The sequence below is a fragment of the Caballeronia sp. SL1002 genome (assembly GCF_057814995.1).
In genome coordinates this window covers 57,710-73,326 of record NZ_JBYMUW010000001.1, presented here as the reverse complement: position 1 = coordinate 73,326, position 15,617 = coordinate 57,710, and the positions used below count along the sequence as shown (strand labels likewise).

The following is a 15,617-nucleotide window of genomic DNA, read 5'->3' as shown; positions in this document are numbered from 1 at the left end:
ACGATGCCCGGCACGTCCGCCCGACTGCCCATTCGCCGTTAACCGAGACACTATGTCCAGAAGACCCTCCGCCGAGCAGCGACGCGAACTTGGCGCGTTTCTTTCAAGCCGTCGCGGCCGCCTGCAACCTGCCGAATTCGGCCTGCCCGACGGCCCTCGCCGTACGCCCGGCCTGCGCCGCGAAGAGGTCGCCGTCCTCGCCGGCGTCAGCGTCAGCTGGTACACCTGGCTGGAACAGGGCCGCGACATTCAACCGTCCGCCGATGCGCTGCGCAGAATCTCGCGCGTGCTCAAGCTCGACACCGTGGAATCGGCACATCTGTTCGCGCTTTCATCGCGCGAGCTTTCGCAGGTAGCAACCGGCAGCGGCGTCACCGAAGGCCTCGAACGACTGGTTCGCTCGATCAACGTTCCGGCCTATATCCGCAACACGCGGCTCGACATTCTCGCGTGGAACGATGCCATTGCCGACCTGTTTGTCGATTATGGATCGCTGGAGCCCCACGAGCGCAACACCTTGCGCCTGCTGTTTCTTTACAAACCCTATCGCACGTTGATTCTCGACTGGGAGCAGATGACACGCGGCATGATCTCCGCGTTCCGCGCCGCGCGCGCGCAGGCGCCGGACAAGACGCAGTTCGATAGCCTCATTGACGAGCTCACGGAACTGAGCCCCGAGTTCAGTGACTGGTGGCAGGACACCGAGGTCAAAGGCTTCGATGAAGGCGACAAACGGCTTCGTCATCCAGCTGGCGGCCACATCGAATTCACTTACGTTGCGTTGACGCCCACCGGCAGGCCTGACCTGTCGCTCGTGACTTACATTCCCCGGCACTCTGCCAGTGAGTCCGACTCATAGGATCACAAGACGCCTTCTTGACCCGCTCCGGTTTGCATAGAGTGGCATAACTGCAGCAAGTTTCCCGCTGCTCGTCACTTCAATCGAGGCAAACATGTCAAACCTGAACCTTCCCACCGCCATCGGGACAACGTCGCGCAATCCCGCAACCGGCGAGTTCATCGCGCACTATCCGTTTCAGACAGCCGACGAAGTCGAGCGCATGCTGGAGGACAACGCCGCGGCCTACCGGCTGTGGCGGGCGACGCCCATGACTGTGCGCGTGGAAACTTACCGCCGCTTGGCCGCGACGTTGCGCGAGCGCTCGGAAGCGTTGGCCGCGCTGATTACTCGGGAGATGGGCAAGACGCTCGCCGCCTCGCGAGCCGAAATTGCTAAGTGCGCCAGCGCGATCGACTGGATCGCAGAGCATGGTCCCGCTTTCCTCGCCGACGAACCGGCGCCCGTCGAAGGCGACGATCAGGTGCATGTCTCCTATCTGCCGATTGGCTCCATTCTTGCCGTGATGCCGTGGAATTTCCCGTTTTGGCAGGTGATTCGGGCATCGGGACCGATCATGCTCTCGGGCAACGGCTTCATCCTCAAGCATGCAGCTAATGTGATGGGCTCGGCCTACGCGTTGCAGGACGCTTATGAAGCCGCCGGCTTTCCAGTCGGACTCTTCGCCAATCTGAATTCCGATAATGAGACCGTGGCGCACGCGATCGAAGATCCGCGCGTTGCCGCGGTCACGCTGACGGGCAGCATGCGGGCCGGGTCCGCCGTCGCATCCGCGGCGGGCCGCGCGTTGAAGAAGACGCTGCTGGAACTCGGCGGCGCCGACGCCTTCATCGTATTGGCCGATGCGAACATCGACCTGGCCGTGAAAGCGGCCATCGAGGCTCGCTTTCAAAACGCCGGCCAGGTTTGTCTCGCGGCTAAGCGGTTCGTTGTCGAGCGGCCCGTTGCAGAAGAGTTCACGCGCAAGTTCGTGGCGGCGGTGCGTCAGGTCGTGGCGGGCGATCCGCACGATCCCGTAAGCACCATCGGGCCGATGGCGCGCGCCGACTTGCGCGACGAACTTCACGGCCAGGTGCAACGCACAATCGAAGCAGGCGCGACGCTGCTGCTCGGAGGTAGCAAGGTGGAAGGCGCCGGGAATTACTACGAGCCGACCGTGCTCGCGGATGTCGCCCCTGGCATGGCTGCTTTCGACGAAGAAACCTTTGGCCCGGTGGCCGCAATCACCGTCGCCGACGACGCCGAGCACGCTATCGAACTTGCCAACACGAGCGACTACGGTCTCGGCGGCAGCCTGTGGACGAGCGACGTCGCCCGTGCGCAGCGAATCGCGCGCCGGCTCGAAACGGGCGGCGTCTTTATCAACGGCTTCTCCGCGTCGAATCCGCGCATTCCGGTAGGCGGAGTCAAGAAGAGCGGTTACGGCCGTGAACTGTCCCACTTCGGTCTGCGCGAGTTCACCAACGCTCAGGCGGTGTGGGCCAAGACCGTCGATTGATTCGACGTTCCCAGGTTCGCCCGATCACCTCGGGTATCGTTAAGGCATCCGAAATGTCCGTACCGGCTTTCGTACGACCCGTACTCTAACGGGTCATCAGCAACAGCCTGAAAGCTGAACCATTGCAACCAATTGTCCAATCATCGTTAGTTTCTGGAGTCGAAAATGAAAACTATCAACGACATTCGGCGTTTTGCCGCAGCTTTGACCATTGGCGCCAGCGCATTCGCCACGCAGTTCGCCGAAGCCGCACCTGTCAAGAACATCGTCCTGGTTCACGGCTACTTCGCCGACGGCTCGGGCTGGCAAGCCGTGTCGACGATCCTGACGCGGGACGGCTATAAAGTCTCGGTGGTTCAGGAGCCGGAGACGTCGTTCAAGGAGGACGTCGCGGCGACCACGCGTATCGTCGATGCGCAGGACGGACCAAGCATTCTCGTCGGCCATAGTTATGGCGGAGCGGTGATTACCGAGGCGGGCAACAATGCGCGCGTGGCGGGCCTCGTCTACATCGCCGCGTTCGAACCGGACGTTGGCGAAAACCTCAAGGACCTGACGACGAAAATGCCAGCCGCGACAAAAAGCATCAAGGCAACCGACGACGGCCACCTCTACTTCGACGCAGAGCACTTCAGAGCCGACTTCGCTGCTGATGTACCCGCCGCGGAGACCGCATTCATGGCGAGTTCGCAGGTCATGCCGGCGCATGAGTCGTTCACCGCGCCGGTGAGCCAGCCGGCATGGAAAACGAAGCCGAGCTGGGCCGTCGTGGCGACTCAGGACCGAACCGTGAATCCCGATCTCGAACGTTGGATGGCGAGCCGCGCGAAGAGCACGGTCGTGGAGGTTCCGTCGAGCCATGTCGCCTATCTGTCGCATCCGGAAGAAGTCGCCCGGGTGATCGAGCGGGCGGCCACCCAAACGGGCAGCCGCTGAGGGGATCGGGCCGGCTACTGGTGCGTAGGTACGCTGGACGACCCGCGTGCCAGGACGCAGCGGCCGACCGACGACCGCTTCTCTTCTATCAAGAGACGCCGGCCGTCGGGCGTCGAATGGCCAATAGAAGTCGGGTCGGAAGTTAAGCCGAAGTCGCCGGCGATGCGTGCGCGTCACGAGCGATCTTCGGCAACCGGACATAAGGCGGCATTCGACCGTACTGGCACGGCGGCATTTAGACGACCGCTCTGCTCCGATACCGGCCCGCCTGCGCTGTTATCGGTACGACCGCAGTAATGGATTGAAACAGTGAGGTCCGACAACGCAAAGCCACCGATGACTGCATGGGTCCATACCGGAGTCTCGTGCGAATGCGTCGTCCTTGATCTTCGTCCTTCTGGCCGTCCGGCCCGGCAACAGCGGACTAACGCCAGATGATCGAATCCAGGAGTTCAGAATCAGCGCGGTCCTCAAAGCATCATGCCGCCTGAAACTTCAATACGCTGCCCCGTGATCCAACCGTTTCCCTCCGCCAGCAATGCGGCGGCAGCGGCGCCGATATCATCGGGTAAACCGGCCCTTCCTAGCGCGGTCATGCTCGCGACACGACGGTTCACCTCTGGGTTGTCTCGAACCATTCCGCCGCTGAAATCGGTCTCGATCGCCCCCGGAGCCAGCACATTAGCGGTTATCCGACGCTCGGCGAGTTCGCGCGCTTGGTAACGGGTCAGCACTTCTACGGCGCCTTTCGCGGCCGCATACACTCCGGATCCAGGCAAACTAAAACGCGCTAAGCCGCTCGAGATGTTGAGAATGCGGCCACCGTCGTTCAGCAGAGGCACAAGGGCTGCCGTGAGAAAGACGACCGCCTTCAGGTGAACACCGATGACATCGTCGAACTGCGCTTCCGTCACGTCAATCAGCGGAACGTGCAAACTTACTCCGGCATTATTGACCAGAACGTCAAAACGCGATTGCCGCCATGCCTCCAGCAGCTCGCGCACCCTATCGGCGAACGCCGGAAACGTGCGGCTATGTCTGACATCAAGCTGTAACGCGCTTGCGCGCCGGCCGAGCGCTTCGATCTCCGCGACAACACCCTCAGCCGCCGACGCATTGCTTTGGTAGGTAACGATGATATCGAGCCCGGCGTGAGCGAGGTGCAACGCCATGCTGCGTCCGAGGCCACGGCCTCCGCCTGTAATAAGGGCAATACGTTGATTCATGAACGGCTCCTTGTGCGAGAAGCCCTTAGTCTATTATTCAGTAAGAGCGCGATAAACTTCCGATAACTGTATGCACCTATCAGAATTCACGAAAAATCATTTCAAATGACTAAGGTAGAGACGATCCGCATCTTTCTGAAGGTCGCTGAACTGGAAAGCTTTAGCGGTGCGGCGCGGCAACTGGGCCTACCCAACGCAACAGTGTCTGCGGCGGTAAGCCAACTCGAACAAGTAATCGGCACCCGTTTGCTGCAGCGGACAACGCGTCGGGTTCAATTGACGCAGGAGGGCTCAGCGTTCTACGCTCGCAGCCGCGACGTACTGGACGACTTCGATGAGTTGCGCACGATGTTCCGCGAGGGCGGTGTGGGCGTATCAGGACGCTTGCGCGTTGATATGTCCGTGGGCATCGCGGCGAAACTAGTGTTGCCCCGACTCTCCGATTTCATGGCACGCCATCCGCGTCTGGCAATCGACCTCAGCACCGCTGACCGTCGAGTCGATGTAGTCCGCGAGGGTTTCGACTGTGTGCTGCGATCCGGCGAGCTCAGTGATTCGAGCCTCGTTGCGCGGCTGTTGGGGCACTATCGGATGGTAAATTGCGCGAGCCGCGACTATCTCGGCCGGCACGGCACACCGCATGGTCTCAGCGACCTGGCGAGACATCGCATCGTCCACTACGACCCACTGCTGGGGAGCACTACGCCAGGGTGGGAATGGTTCGACGGAGTGGATAAGCATTCCGCGCCCATGGAGGCAGCGCTGACAGTGAACGGCACGACCAGCTACGCATCCGCCTGCCGCGCCGGGCTCGGAATCATTCAGGTTCCGGAGGCGGGCGTGCGCGACGAGCTCGCGGCCGGCGTGTTAGTCGAGGTATTACCGGACTTCCGTCCTGCGCCCATGCCCGTGTACTTCGTCTATCCGTCGCGGCGGTTCGTCCCCGCTCGGACGCTAGCGTTTATGGACTGGTTGCGTACGCTGCTTTCGCCCTACATGGATCCAGACGCCCGCAGAGACGAAAATGTCTGATCACCGACCTCTCCCGGAGAGGCTGTCGTGAGGGCCTGAGATGCACCGTGATGGAACGTCGTCCACGCACCTGCCAGAAGGCGATGCAATGTACGGCTACCGGTTGATGGACTTGCGAGGAGCGCGGCACCCTGGTGATGCGACGATCATTGATGCGCCGCCGCCGAATAGCCGTTATCCAGAAACGCGGTAAGCCGGAAGCATAGCGGATGGCACGCGCCGGCGTCGACGGGCCGCGCGGCTGACTTACAGTTAGCTTGGCACGGCCGCCGTTCAGGGCCCGGGATACCGCATCGTTTCGGGAAAGGCTCGCAGAGTTGGTGCGTCGATCATCGCTGCGCGACGTACCGTCTCCCCAAGGTTCACACATCCGCCAGACAACGATGGCGAGCCGCGCCACGAGCACCGTGGCGCAGGTTCCGTCGAGCCATGTTGCCTATCTGGGGCTGCGCGGCGCCGCCCAGTTCGGACGATCGCCGCCATGGGGGCTGCGGATTTGCGAGACGCTGTCGCTGCGCAACGGCGACATTGATCTCAAGGACGGGATGTTGGATATTCGCCAGACCAAGTTCGGCAAGTCGCGCCAGGTTCGCATGCATCGGAGCACCGTGGATGCCTTGCGCCGGTACCGCTGGCTACGTAACATGGCCGAGGGGCCGCCGGCGGCGGATAGTCCGTTCTTCGTAGGCACCCGCGGTCCACGACGAAGTCTGCCACTTGGCGACCGTCAGGTGCACCGCGTCTTCCGCGATCTGCGCCAGCAGCTGGGCTGGGGCAACCGCGGTGCACACGATGCCCCACGCATCCATGACCTGCGGCACACCTTCGTCGTGCGCCGCATCGTGCAGTGGCAGGCCCAAGGCGTGGACATCGATCAGGCCATGCTGTCGCTGTTGACCTACGTCGGGCATACGATGGTGACCAACACCTACCGGTACCTCTCGGTGGTGCCCGGACTGATGGCTCTGGCCGCCGGATGTTTCGACCCATTCACGGTCAGGCGGGAGGTGCAAGATGCGTGAGAACCTTGTCCCGAAGCCGCCTTCGTTCGCTGCGCTGGTCCAGCAGTTCTTCACCGAGCATCCGGTCGCGCAGCGGGCGGTGAGTCCGCGTACGGTGGTCTGTTACCGGGATGCCTTGCTCCTGTTTTTGATTTTCGCCAGTCGCCGTTCGGCAAGGCGCGCCACGATGCGGCTGGCCGACCTGCAACCCGACCTGATCCCGGCCTTCCTTGATAATCTTGTCAAAGAAACCGCCGACGGTCATTTGTACATCGACCCAACGCGGTTCCGTGCCGACTTTTCCGCCGACGTACCTCGGGCCGAGTCTGCGTTCATGGCCTCTTCACAGGTCATGCCAGCCATTGAGTCGTCACGTCCCCAGTGACACAGTCGGCATGGAGATCGAAGCCGAGCTGGGCGGTTGTCGCGACAGCGGATCGAACTGTTAATCCGAACCTTGAGCGCTGGATGGCCAAGCGCGCCGGCAGCACTCTGATTGACGTCCATTCGAGTCATGTCGCTTTCCTGTCTCATCCCGCTGAAATCGCGAAAGTAATTGAGCAGGCGGCCGCAGCAAGCGGCAATCGTTGAATTTTTCAAGGGGCGCGGCTTGTTTTTCCGGCGGAAGTGCCGCGCCGTTCCATGCGAGCGAAGAAGCGACAACGCAATCGGCATCGCCGAATCGTAACCTCACGGGAGAGGCTCCGGTTCGGGTCCATCAGTCGCGAGCTGCTTCTTTACGACTCGGCAATATGGTGGGGTTCCGCCCGGACAAGGGCGTGCAGCTGACGGCGCAATCCTAGAAGATCCGGCAACTCTAAACGGAGAACCGGCAACTCTAAACGGAGAACCGGCAAATCGCGGGGGACGTTGCGCTGCGATGAAGGTACGTGTGGCTGAAACCAGACGCTGATGCTTACAGCCTGAACTTCTGCCGGATCGTCCTGCTTAGCAGGTCGATTGCCTCATGTATGTGCCCGGAGGGTGCGTGTATCAGCACAATTTCGTGGTCAGCGATCGCGGGAAGATCGTCGATGACCTTCATGCGTGGAGTCACTCGCGCGCGATCAACGAGCGAAACTCCGAGCCCCGATTCCACACACGCTCTGATAGCTTGGCTCGACGCGCTGTCTAAAATGATTCGCCACTGTCGCCCGGCACTACTGAGCGCATCGGTCATCGCGGCCCGGTACGGGCACGGGTCCGCGTAGAGCGCGAGTGGGAGCGGGTCGCATTCCTGCGCCGCGAACGTCGCGCTGCCAACCCACACCGGCGTGGTCACCGTGATTAGCCGATCGGACGAAGCGCCCGCCATAGGCTGGACGACCAGCGCGAGGTCCAACATGCCCTTTCCTGCCTGTTCGCGCAAAGCGAAGCTCGGCGCCGTCCTCATTTCCAGTACCACGTTGGGCCATGCAGCAGCGAACGCCGGCAAAATGTCGTTGATCAGGTGAGCCGCATACTCATCTGGGATCCCAATCACAACGCGCCCTGTAAGTGTAGCGCCGTGTAATTCTTCGACGACACGGTCGTGCGAAAGCAATAGGCCAGTGGTAATAGAAAGCAATCGCTCGCCCAACGCCGTCAGCGTGACGGAACGGTTGTCGCGCTCGAGAAGGCGCCCACCAGCGGCCGATTCGAGTCGCTGGATATGCACGCTGACGGCGGCGGGGCTTTTGTGAACGTGCTCCGCAGCCGCGCGGAATTTGCCAAAGCGCGCCACCGCATGGAAAGTTCTGAGCAGTTCAATATCGAGGATAGCCGCCATAGTTTAACGTTAGTGGATGAGTGCATCAGTATATTTTGATTTGTTGACTGACGTACCACGCGTAGGCTCCGGGTATGACTAAGGCCTATCGAACGCTTCCAAGAAGTCCCACGTTGGCAACCGTGCCGCTTCCAGCGCTTGAATCCATGATGGTTTTTGCTTGGAGTTCTGGCTTCGTCGGCATGCGTTTTTCGATCAACCACGCGCCAGTCTTCCTGGTGATGTTGTGGCGATGCTTGGTCGTCAGCGCAGTATTGGTTCCCTTCGTCGCCAGCGAGCTGCGTCGCACACCGATCAGGCTGTTGCTGCGACAGGGCGGCATCGGATTACTTGCAGTAGCGGCGTATCTCGCGGGTGTCGCGAGGGGAATCGAACTTGGCGTTCCTTCGGGCGTTGCGGCGCTGATTGCGGATCTACTGCCGATAGGGATCGCGCTGCTGGCGGCTGTTGTACTGCGCGAGCGACTTCCGACACGGGCGTGGCTGGGCCTCGGAATCGGGGTCGGTGGAGTGCTTCTCGCAACTCATGACGCGTTGGCGGTTAATCGTGCACCCTTCCTGGCTTATTCGATGCCGCTGTTGGGCATGCTTGCCCTCGCGGTTGCGACACTTTGGCAGCAGCGCTCGCCAGCGCTGCGACAGTTGAGCCCGTTGACGAGCTTATGGGTGCAGTGCGTGGCGTCCAGTCTAGCGTTCGTCGTGCTACAGGGCGGGCGCGGTAGCCTCCTGCCGCTCGCGGACACTGGGTTCGCCGCGAGCGTAGTTTGGTCCGCAGGACTTTCGACGTTAGGCGGTTATGGACTCTACTGGGTTTGTTTGCGGCGTGCTAGCGCGACGCACGTCGCGACTGTGCTTTATCTTAGCCCCGTCGTGACGACGCTTTGGGCATGGGCCATGTTCAAGGAGCCGCTGTCCTGGGTCATGCTGGCTGGGACAGCAGTGTCAGGAGTTGGAGTCTCGCAGGTTTTAAGGCACGAAACGGCAGGTCAGAGCTGATCCGACGTGATTTTTGATCGAGACCTTGGCAGACGTCGCGGTAAATACGCGAAGCCGCATCCAACTCCTCGTCGTGATCCTTGTTTCGTCAAATACGCATTTGCGCACGCCCCGTACTCACGCAACCGGGGCATGAAAACAAGACGTATGAACTCGTTGGAGACCATGCTTTTACCATGCCAGAGTTCGCTGAAGAAGTCTCCAGACAAGCTGGGCGCCCCGTTGTGTACAATCATGTGCCCGCGAAGCTATATTGCTCGCTCTCGGCCTGCCGAATTGATCGTCGACGTTGTCGCAGGCGCAGATGTTAAGTCGGGGAAAGGCGAGCCCGACGGCTCCTAGACGGATAATCCCTGGAAGCCGGTCGGCGTGCAAACGCTGATCGTCCATAAACGGTTACTCGACGAGATGGACTGAAACGTCTATCAGCATGGGCTTTCCTTCCGCGTAAAGACAAACTGATGGGGCGTTTTCGGCGCGAATAACTCACGACGTTCTAAATGTAAGCCGCCGGCGATTTTGTAGCCGTGGCCATCCTTAGTTTCGCCACGGCTACGGCGATGCACTTCGTTCGAAGGACCTCAGGAATCCGGCCCGACTCGCATCGCCGTTTCCTGAAAGGACGGAACCCGACCAGCAATTAAAAGGATGCTGAGCGACGTCGCATCGAGCGTTAAGAACTTTTCGCCGAGCCTGTTGCCACAAGCGACCCGCGGGTGGCGGTTTGCCCCGCCTTGACGAGGTCAATGAATGCCCTAAGTGGAGCAGACGTAAATCTGCTCGAGAAGTACAGTTGAGGCCCTTCGAATTCATGCCACCACTCATGCAACACAGGTCGTAGCTCACCGCTTTCCAGATGAGGGATCAGCCAGTTTTCGAAGGTGCCGATGACGCCGCGTCCTCCGCGCGCGAGTTCTATGGCTGCCGAAGCACCATCCACACCGATAATAATGCGGCCTGGTGGGTCGACTCTTATCGCTTCTTCGCCACGCTCGAATAGCCACTCGACCAGAGAGCCGCTCGAAAAACGCAACCTAATACATTCGTGATTTAACAAGTCGCTCGGGTGCCTGGGAACGCCGCGCGCGGCCAGGTACTCAGGTGCAGCAGCCCACGCGAGCCGCTGGAAATTCGGTCCAATCGGCACGGCTATTATGTCGTTTGCCAGATGCTCTCCGTATCGGATGCCAGCGTCGCAACCGGCTGCCACGATATCGACGAGTCGGTCATCCACCATGATTTCAACACGAACCTGCGGATGCGCCGCTAGGAAGCGATCGATGATCGGCGGAAGGATATCGACCATCACAGCGCCCGTCACGTTGATCTTAAGGAGCCCACGTATGACGCTTTTTGAACTCGATGCATCGCGCAACGCGGCACGCGTTTCTGCCATTAGCGGAGCAATTCTCGTGGCAAGTATGCGACCTGTCTCTGTCGGCGCGACGCTACGTGTGGTGCGGATCAACAATGGCACGCCCAGCTGCATCTCGAGCTGTGTGATCCGTTCGCTTACCGTTGAGGGAGACAGGCCGAGACGTTTGGCAGCGGCCCGAAAACCTCCGGTATGGAGCACGGCGAGAAAGGCCGGAATCAAATCTAACTGAGAGTCGTCATGATTGTTCGCCATAGCGATCAGTGTATTCGTTTCTCACGCAGTTATCAAAAGACGTCGAACGAATTAGAGTGATCGCAACTAAATCTGGATGACGAGAAATGAGCACACCGAAGACTGTTTTGATCACGGGCGCCAATAAAAGCATTGGCTATGAAACGGCTCGACAACTCGGTCGAGTAGGGTATCGAATCTGGCTTGGCTGCCGGGACGCCCCACGCGGCGAGGCCGCGATGAATTCTTTGAAGGCGGAGGGCCATGACGTTCGGCTGTTGCTGATCGACGTGGCGCGGGACGAGAGCGTGCGTGAGGCCGCTATGCGCGTACAGGCGGAAGACGGCCGACTTGACGTGCTGATTAACAACGCCGGCATTTCGGGCGTGCCTCACACCAAACCTAGTCAACAGCCAATCGACACCATTAAAGCTGTGTATGAGACGAATGTATTTGGCCCGATCCGCGTAACGCAGGCGTTTGTGCCATTGCTGAAAGCCGCCGGTCGGGGTGCTGTCATGATGGTAAGTAGCGGGCTTGGATCTCTCGGCTGGCTGTCTGATCCGACTAATCAGTTCTACGGTGTGAACATCCTCGGCTACAACAGTTCGAAGTCGGCCCTCAATGCAGTTGCGCTGGCTTTTGCGAAAGAACTCGTGTCAGTCGGCATCAGGGTGGATGCTGTAGATCCGGGCTACACCGCCACCGATTTCAACGACCACTCGGGTTATCGCACGGTGGAGCAGGCAGCCGCAGGCGTCGTCTGGCTCGCGACCCAAGACCCAGCCGAACCGTCGGGACGCTTTTACTTCGACCAAAAACAGATCCCTTGGTGACGAGTCGTGTGCTTGTGCGTGACGCCGGCGCCCAACGTGACGACCGGAGCGGTCCGAGGCACCTGGACCGGGCGTGCCGGCAGGTTGAGCGTCGAAAAACATTTCGTTTTTCCGTGATCGAAAAGACGAAACGCTGTGTCGCCGCTCGTATCGCAGGGGTGCTGCGTCAGCGGCCTCTGCCCAAGACGCCACCGATTCGTGTAAAAGCCCAGCCGCTGTCTCGCACATCGTCAACATTCCCGAAATGGGCAGAACATCGAATTAGTGCAAGGTCGAAAATGCATTCGGGGTGAAGTTCCCAATTTCGCCGACGCGCCCTTGTCGGACCTTCTCGAGCCATGCCGCGTCCTGCAACAACGCGCGTCCGACTGCTACCAGATCGAACTCTCCTCGCTCCAGTCGCGCTAGCAAGTCGTCCAGGGGAGCGCGTTGCGCGTCCTTGCCTGCAAACGAGTCGTAGACGTCGCTGCGAAGTCCGACCGATCCCACCGTAATGGTTGTGACGCCCGTGACTTTTTTTGCCCATCCCGCCAGGTTCAGGGTTGCGTCCACTTCGGGAAATGCGGGCTGCCAGTAGGCTGGCTGGGAGAGGTGGAAAGCATCCGCGCCAGCATCCACCAGCAGGCCAAGCCACTCTTCGAGCGCTGCGGGCGTCCCCGCGAGCCGTGCGCGGAAGTCCTTCGGCTTCCATTGCGAGAGGCGAAGAATCACTGGAAACCCTGGTGTCACCACCGACCTGATCGCCTTCAGCACCTCCACAGCGAAGCGTGAACGTTCGAGGAGCGTCGATCCGCCATATCCGTCGTTGCGCCGATTGAGATCCTCCGAGAAAAATTGGTTGATCAGGTAGCCATGCCCGCCGTGCAGTTCGACGCCGTCGAAGCTGAGTCGCTCTGCATCCGCTGCGGCTCGCGCGAATGCGTCAATTGTGTCCGCGACGTCTGACTCGCTCATCGGCTGAGCCAGACGTTCACCGGTTATAGACAGACCCGAGGGGCTTTCGTAGCGATGAGCGGACAATGCCCGCTCGCCCGCTCCATTCGAAGGCTTATTACCTACGTGCCACAGTTGCGGCACAATGCGTCCTCCAGCTGCGTGGACCTCGTCGACCACCTTCTTCCAGCCGGCCAGCGCCGCCTCGCCATGAAAGCGCGGGACGTCCGGATCGTCGAGCGCGGCCGCGCGACCGACACCGGTTCCCTCGGTGATGATGAGGCCGACACCGTGCGCCGCACGTCGCCGATAGTATGCGGCGACATCGGCGGTCGGAATGCCGCCTGGGGAGAAAGACCGCGTCATCGGAGCCATGACTACCCGGTTAGGCACGGTGAGGGCATTAAGTTGATAAGGGGTGAGCAGGATGTCGATGGGCATCGGTTTTCCGGATTGCGGTTGGCAAAGGCCGTTGGTTATAGTGCGTCGATCCATGCGGTAATCGCCGCGTTCACGTCGTCCGCGCGATCCTGCATGATCCAATGGCCTGTGTTGGTCCATACATCCACCTTCGATTTTGGATGCGAGAACCAGGAGCGCATGAGGTTCGCCTGCTCGGGGTCGCGGCACATCTGATAGAAGGGCACGGCAAGGCTCTTGCACAAGGTTGCGCTCGCTTCTCCAATGCCGACCTGATCGTTGCCAAAGAACAGCGGACCGAAGGACTCGCGAACGACATGCGCTGGCATGCCTTGCACGCGCCTCGCGTGCCAACGCTTGAATGCCGGCTCGGTGATCCGGTCATAGACAAGCTGAAACAAAGCCGGGACCACGATGCCAGGATCGCTCGCATTCAAATCATGCGTAGTTTTCGCAAAAAGTTCGGCGGCGGCGCCGGAAAAACCGAGCGCGCCATCGACGGATACAACCGCGCTGACCAGATCGGGGCGCTTCGCGGCAAGTCGGGCTGCGATCTGGCCACCCATCGAATGCCCAACGAGAGTGAATTTCTGTCCCGGATACCTTGTTCCGAGGAATGCCTCGATGTCCGCAACGTAGTCGGCGGGCTTATATGCGCCAGGCGGCATTAGCTGAGATCTGCCGTGCCCACGCAGATCGACAGCGACGACGCGGTACCTGCTTTCGAAGAGCGGCAGTTGCCAGCTCCAGTCATGCGAATCGCAAGTCCAGCCGTGGATAAACATGACGTTCTTTCCGGTGCCGACCTCTGTCGCAAACAGTGTAGCCACCGATTTCGTTGCAGCGAAGGCTTCATGGTTCCCGAGAGTGGTCGCAATCGCTGCAGCGCCGGCGACCTTCAGCACGTCGCGCCGAGACAATTCTTGTTTCATCATTTCCATTCGCTTTCCATATTCATTACGGGTTAATCAAACGCTTGGCTCGCTGGGGCTTCGTGACGCCCAGCTCAAAGCAATTGACCTGACTCCATGTTATACATTGGGTATCTACGGTCAATTACGCACCTTCAGGCGCGCAGATATACAGGCGGATACCGACATGACTTGCGAGGTTGACGAGGTTTTTTTTGCGGATTGCGCTGCACGCTCGTTTTTCGATCAGGTGGCAAACAAGTGGACGGTGATGATTCTCACACTGCTTAGCAGGAGGCCAACTCGCTTCAACGAGATCAAGCGCAGCCTGGAAGGAATCACGCATAAGGCGCTTACGCAAGCCTTGAGGCGTCTCGAACGGAACGGTCTCGTCGCTCGGAATGTGCTTGCTACATCTCCGGTCGCGGTGGAATACGCGATCACAGAACTCGGAAGCACCCTCCAAGTTCCCTTCGGAGCAGTATATGAATGGTCGATCAAGCATCTACATAAGATTGATCAGGCGCAGAAAGCCTATGATCAACATACGCTGAAAGAGCAATTGTGAGCGAAGACCGCCACGGTTAGTCATGGGCCGGCCCCCGCGAAAACCGGACACGAGGTAACGCTTAAACTTTGAGCCGGCGCAGTTCTTATCGTCAGCGAGGGCACGCAGATCGAACGTCGAGGGCAGGGTTATGCATGGACGCCGGCGATTTACGGCAGCGCGCAGATTGCGGGCTGGCGCAAGGTCACCGACGCCGTACACGCAGCTGGCGGTGTGATGTTTGCGCAATTGTGGCATGTTGGACGCGTTTCGCACACCGAGCTTCAACCCGGAGGCGACCTGCTAGTTGCGCCTTCCGCCATTCGCGCCGAAAAGGTCAAGGCGTTCATCGCCACCGGTCCCGATATCGGTACCCTGATCGAACCGTCCACTCCGAGAGAACTTCGTGTGGCGGAAATCAAGGAGCTTGTCACCTTGTATGCCCAGGCCGCGAGGAATGCGCTCGAAGCAGGCTTCGATGGTGTCGAGATCCATGCGGCCAACGGGTATCTCATCAACCAGTTCATTTCCGCACGGGCGAACCATCGTAACGACGAATACGGCAGAAGTGGCCGGCGCCAACCTCACGGCGATCCTAAGGACGCGCACAACGACTTCGCGGCGGACTTTTACTGTTTTTTCAGTGCCCCCGGTTCGATAAGCCGCTTCTTGTTCGCTGCACCGGCGAAAGCGGAATTCGCGTGTCGCATGGTCGAGCGCTCAGCGCACGACGTCCAGTGGGAAGATAAGGCTAAATTTGATGTGACGTCCTCGATAGTGGCACAAATGAAGTTAATCAAGTAATCACGTCAGATGCCGACAAACAGGACGAAGCGGTTGAGGGAATCGGCGCATCGGGTCTGAAACGCCGAGATTTCGATGGCTTGCAATGGCGCACAGTGGCCTTCCATTACGGCTACCCTCGAAAAGCCAAATGCCGAGCCGGGAGAAGTTGCGCTTTGCAGAGAGTCAAGTCGGCAGTTACGACCGTTGGTGGCCGGTTGTTGCGGCTGTAGCTGTTCATGAGCCTTTTTGTATAACAAACG

15 protein-coding genes and 1 pseudogene are annotated in these 15,617 nt (G+C 59.9%); 11 read left to right on the top strand and 5 right to left on the bottom strand.

Going from position 1 to position 15,617, the window contains the following annotated elements; all coding sequences use genetic code 11:
* The first annotated feature begins 52 nt into the window (after positions 1-52).
* The 3 genes from AC3D25_RS00355 (at position 53) to AC3D25_RS00345 (ending at position 3,293) form a co-directional block, all read left to right on the top strand.
* The gene (locus AC3D25_RS00355) at positions 53-859 is read left to right on the top strand and encodes a helix-turn-helix transcriptional regulator (RefSeq protein ID WP_488886550.1); all 807 of its coding nucleotides are present in this window, start codon (positions 53-55) and stop codon (positions 857-859) included.
* Positions 860-953: 94 nt separating this feature from the next.
* Positions 954-2,357, top strand: coding sequence for an NAD-dependent succinate-semialdehyde dehydrogenase (locus AC3D25_RS00350; RefSeq protein ID WP_488886549.1), 1,404 nt, complete (start codon positions 954-956; stop codon positions 2,355-2,357).
* 165 nt (positions 2,358-2,522) lie between these two features.
* Positions 2,523-3,293 (top strand): alpha/beta hydrolase, encoded by a 771-nt coding sequence (locus tag AC3D25_RS00345; protein WP_488886548.1) that lies wholly within the window; start codon positions 2,523-2,525, stop codon positions 3,291-3,293.
* Positions 3,294-3,763: 470 nt separating this feature from the next.
* Here AC3D25_RS00345 and AC3D25_RS00340 read toward each other — a convergent pair whose 3' ends face one another.
* The gene (locus AC3D25_RS00340; RefSeq protein ID WP_488886547.1) at positions 3,764-4,519 is read right to left on the bottom strand and encodes an SDR family NAD(P)-dependent oxidoreductase; all 756 of its coding nucleotides are present in this window, start codon (positions 4,517-4,519) and stop codon (positions 3,764-3,766) included.
* Between the two features lie 105 nt (positions 4,520-4,624).
* On the opposite strand from AC3D25_RS00340, the gene AC3D25_RS00335 reads away from it, so the two are divergent.
* The 4 genes from AC3D25_RS00335 (at position 4,625) to AC3D25_RS00320 (ending at position 7,143) form a co-directional block, all read left to right on the top strand.
* The gene (locus AC3D25_RS00335; protein ID WP_488886546.1) at positions 4,625-5,551 is read left to right on the top strand and encodes a LysR family transcriptional regulator; all 927 of its coding nucleotides are present in this window, start codon (positions 4,625-4,627) and stop codon (positions 5,549-5,551) included.
* A gap of 383 nt (positions 5,552-5,934) precedes the next feature.
* A complete protein-coding gene (locus AC3D25_RS00330) occupies positions 5,935-6,573 on the top strand; it encodes a tyrosine-type recombinase/integrase (protein WP_488886545.1) in 639 nt (212 codons plus the stop codon).
* Positions 6,566-6,937 carry a hypothetical protein gene (locus AC3D25_RS00325; RefSeq protein ID WP_488886544.1) on the top strand — a complete coding sequence of 124 codons (372 nt, stop codon included), beginning with the start codon at positions 6,566-6,568 and terminating at the stop codon, positions 6,935-6,937. Before AC3D25_RS00330 ends, AC3D25_RS00325 begins: the two co-directional genes overlap by 8 nt.
* Positions 6,934-7,143, top strand: a complete 210-nt coding sequence (locus AC3D25_RS00320; RefSeq protein ID WP_488886543.1) for an alpha/beta fold hydrolase — start codon at positions 6,934-6,936, stop codon at positions 7,141-7,143. Before AC3D25_RS00325 ends, AC3D25_RS00320 begins: the two co-directional genes overlap by 4 nt.
* A 325-nt stretch (positions 7,144-7,468) precedes the next feature.
* Here AC3D25_RS00320 and AC3D25_RS00315 read toward each other — a convergent pair whose 3' ends face one another.
* Positions 7,469-8,320, bottom strand: a complete 852-nt coding sequence (locus AC3D25_RS00315; RefSeq protein WP_488886542.1) for a LysR family transcriptional regulator — start codon at positions 8,318-8,320, stop codon at positions 7,469-7,471.
* Positions 8,321-8,442: 122 nt separating this feature from the next.
* Here AC3D25_RS00315 and AC3D25_RS00310 point away from each other — a divergent pair, with 122 nt between their 5' ends.
* Positions 8,443-9,315 (top strand): DMT family transporter, encoded by an 873-nt coding sequence (locus AC3D25_RS00310; RefSeq protein WP_488886977.1) that lies wholly within the window; start codon positions 8,443-8,445, stop codon positions 9,313-9,315.
* 673 nt (positions 9,316-9,988) lie between these two features.
* Here the strand turns inward: AC3D25_RS00310 and AC3D25_RS00305 are convergent.
* On the bottom strand, positions 9,989-10,945 hold the full coding sequence (locus AC3D25_RS00305) for a LysR family transcriptional regulator (RefSeq protein ID WP_488886541.1): 957 nt from the start codon (positions 10,943-10,945) through the stop codon (positions 9,989-9,991).
* Between the two features lie 86 nt (positions 10,946-11,031).
* On the opposite strand from AC3D25_RS00305, the gene AC3D25_RS00300 reads away from it, so the two are divergent.
* Entirely contained in the window at positions 11,032-11,760 is a 729-nt protein-coding gene (locus AC3D25_RS00300; protein ID WP_488886540.1) for an SDR family oxidoreductase, read from the top strand.
* 261 nt (positions 11,761-12,021) lie between these two features.
* On the opposite strand, the gene AC3D25_RS00295 is transcribed toward AC3D25_RS00300, so the two are convergent.
* Both AC3D25_RS00295 and AC3D25_RS00290 read right to left on the bottom strand, forming a co-directional pair.
* Positions 12,022-13,134: an NADH:flavin oxidoreductase gene (locus tag AC3D25_RS00295; protein ID WP_488886539.1), complete on the bottom strand. Its 1,113-nt coding sequence runs from the start codon at positions 13,132-13,134 to the stop codon at positions 12,022-12,024.
* A 35-nt stretch (positions 13,135-13,169) separates the two neighbouring features.
* Positions 13,170-14,015 (bottom strand): alpha/beta fold hydrolase, encoded by an 846-nt coding sequence (locus AC3D25_RS00290; RefSeq protein WP_488886976.1) that lies wholly within the window; start codon positions 14,013-14,015, stop codon positions 13,170-13,172.
* Between AC3D25_RS00290 and AC3D25_RS00285 the strand changes: the two genes are divergently transcribed.
* Both AC3D25_RS00285 and AC3D25_RS00280 read left to right on the top strand, forming a co-directional pair.
* Positions 13,897-14,592 (top strand): winged helix-turn-helix transcriptional regulator, encoded by a 696-nt coding sequence (locus tag AC3D25_RS00285; RefSeq protein ID WP_488886538.1) that lies wholly within the window; start codon positions 13,897-13,899, stop codon positions 14,590-14,592. The genes AC3D25_RS00290 and AC3D25_RS00285 overlap by 119 nt on opposite strands.
* Positions 14,593-14,664: 72 nt before the next feature.
* A pseudogene (locus AC3D25_RS00280) lies at positions 14,665-15,141 on the top strand (oxidoreductase); the annotation flags it as partial.
* Between the last annotated feature and the right edge of the window lie 476 nt (positions 15,142-15,617).

Excerpts from the sequence above, each read along its gene's own strand:
- AC3D25_RS00330 (WP_488886545.1), top strand. The coding sequence starts at position 5,935 with ATGGCGAGCCGCGCCACGAGCACCGTGGCGCAGGTTCCGTCGAGCCAT.
- AC3D25_RS00335 (WP_488886546.1), top strand. The coding sequence starts at position 4,625 with ATGACTAAGGTAGAGACGATCCGCATCTTTCTGAAGGTCGCTGAACTG.
- AC3D25_RS00325 (WP_488886544.1), top strand. The coding sequence starts at position 6,566 with ATGCGTGAGAACCTTGTCCCGAAGCCGCCTTCGTTCGCTGCGCTGGTC.
- AC3D25_RS00305 (WP_488886541.1), bottom strand. The coding sequence starts at position 10,945 with ATGGCGAACAATCATGACGACTCTCAGTTAGATTTGATTCCGGCCTTT.
- AC3D25_RS00285 (WP_488886538.1), top strand. The coding sequence starts at position 13,897 with ATGACGTTCTTTCCGGTGCCGACCTCTGTCGCAAACAGTGTAGCCACC.
- AC3D25_RS00350 (WP_488886549.1), top strand. The coding sequence starts at position 954 with ATGTCAAACCTGAACCTTCCCACCGCCATCGGGACAACGTCGCGCAAT.
- AC3D25_RS00340 (WP_488886547.1), bottom strand. The coding sequence starts at position 4,519 with ATGAATCAACGTATTGCCCTTATTACAGGCGGAGGCCGTGGCCTCGGA.
- AC3D25_RS00355 (WP_488886550.1), top strand. The coding sequence starts at position 53 with ATGTCCAGAAGACCCTCCGCCGAGCAGCGACGCGAACTTGGCGCGTTT.
- AC3D25_RS00300 (WP_488886540.1), top strand. The coding sequence starts at position 11,032 with ATGAGCACACCGAAGACTGTTTTGATCACGGGCGCCAATAAAAGCATT.
- AC3D25_RS00295 (WP_488886539.1), bottom strand. The coding sequence starts at position 13,134 with ATGCCCATCGACATCCTGCTCACCCCTTATCAACTTAATGCCCTCACC.
- AC3D25_RS00315 (WP_488886542.1), bottom strand. The coding sequence starts at position 8,320 with ATGGCGGCTATCCTCGATATTGAACTGCTCAGAACTTTCCATGCGGTG.
- AC3D25_RS00345 (WP_488886548.1), top strand. The coding sequence starts at position 2,523 with ATGAAAACTATCAACGACATTCGGCGTTTTGCCGCAGCTTTGACCATT.